The organism is Pseudoxanthomonas sp. LjRoot204_2, assembly GCF_056175765.1.
Genome location: NZ_JBGFFG010000641.1, coordinates 1 through 1409, shown reverse-complemented (window position 1 = coordinate 1409; position 1409 = coordinate 1). Strand labels below are relative to the sequence as shown.

The 1409-nt window shown below is 71.7% G+C and carries 2 protein-coding genes and 1 pseudogene; 1 reads left to right on the top strand and 2 read right to left on the bottom strand.

The annotated features are described in order from the left end of the window. Positions 1-213: pseudogene (locus AC04L7_RS18685) on the bottom strand (PH domain-containing protein); the annotation flags it as partial. A gap of 79 nt (positions 214-292) precedes the next feature. Then, positions 293-1192, bottom strand: a complete 900-nt coding sequence (locus AC04L7_RS18680) for a lauroyl acyltransferase (protein ID WP_435996415.1) — start codon at positions 1190-1192, stop codon at positions 293-295. A 92-nt stretch (positions 1193-1284) separates the two neighbouring features. Between AC04L7_RS18680 and AC04L7_RS18675 the strand changes: the two genes are divergently transcribed. Beyond that, positions 1285-1409: D-aminoacyl-tRNA deacylase (locus AC04L7_RS18675; protein WP_475513700.1), on the top strand; the 125-nt coding region annotated here is incomplete at its 3' end.

Sequence of the window (1409 nt, the reverse complement as noted above, 5' to 3'; positions counted from 1 at the left end):
GCCCAACCCCGCGCCGGCCAGCGCGGCCACGGGGACCGCCAGCCACGGCGACACCATGTCGGTGGCGCGCGACAGGAAGAACGCCGGGAAGCCGAACGGGAACAGCAGCGCCGCGCCGCCAAGGGCGGCGAGCCACGCGCCGCGGGTGGGCAGGGCCTGCCAGTCGGGGGATGGCGCAGCGTCGATCGCGGGCGTGTCCATGGGGTGGCTCATGCAGCAGGCGCATCCTCTTCGCGCGAACGTAGGCGAGGGGATGCGGTGCATCGCGCGTCATGCCATCCCCGGGTCCGGCTCAGCGGTAAGGATTGTCCTCGCCGCTGCCCGGTGGCCGCAGCGTATAGCGTTTGTAAGTCCACTGGTACTGCGCGGGATCGCGCCGGGCGATTCGCTCGACGGTTTCGTTGAGTGCGGTGACGGCGGCGACCGGATCCGCGTCGGCGATCGCCGGCGGTGCCGGCTCCACATGCAGTGAGAAGTCCGGCCCGGGGCCGATCCGTTCGCACCAGGCGAACAGCACGGTCGCGCCGGTGCGCTCGGCGAGCCGCGATACCAGCGTCATCGTCAGCGCGGGGGTGCCGAAGAAAGGGGCGAACTCGCCATCGCCGGCTTTCGGTTGCTGGTCGGGCAGGATGCCGACGGCGCCGCCTTCTTTCAGGACCTTCCACAACTGCCGCACCGCCGGGCCCTCGGCACGCACCTGGCGGATGTTGTCCGCGCCGCGAACGCGCAGCAGGAAGGCGTCGCCCACTGGCGACGCCGGGGGGCGGTACACGATGGCGAGCGGGCCGCGCGAGGCCAGCCACTGGTTGAGCAACTCCCAGTTGCCGAAGTGCGGCGCCGCCACGATCACTCCCTTGCCGCTGGCCAGTGCTGCGTCGTACAGCGCCTCTCCGTGGCGTTCGCGCAGGCGGGCGAGGTTGTCGGCGGGCGTCCGGGTCCAGAAGCGGAGCGTTTCCAGCGCCTGGCGCGCGGTGGTCCGTAGGATCGCCTGGTGCAGGTCCTCGCGCTGGCTGGGCAGCAGGTCGGGATAAGCGATCTCCAGGTTGCGGCGCGCGACGCGACTTTCGCGCGCGTCCGCCTTCCGCCAGACCCACGCCATCGCATCCCCCAGCGCGCGCAGCCACGGCCAGGGGAGGCGCCCGACCAGGGCGGCGGCGTGGTAGCCAAGGGCGGCGTAGGTGTCCGGTTTCATCCGCCGAGTGTAGCCAACCCGCGCGACCCGGCTTCTGCTGGCCGCGCATGTCCCGCTATCCTGCCCGCTGCTTCGACCCCGGACTTACGCCCATGCTTTCCCTGATCCAGCGCGTGACGCAGGCGACCGTGACCGTCGACGACGCGGTCGTCGGCGCGATCGAAGGGGGCTTGCTGGCGTTGGTGGCGGTAGAGCCCGGCGACACCGAGACCCAGAT

Bases quoted from the DNA above. Each gene is read 5' to 3' on its own strand.
- AC04L7_RS18680 (WP_435996415.1), bottom strand. From the start codon at position 1,192: ATGAAACCGGACACCTACGCCGCCCTTGGCTACCACGCCGCCGCCCTG.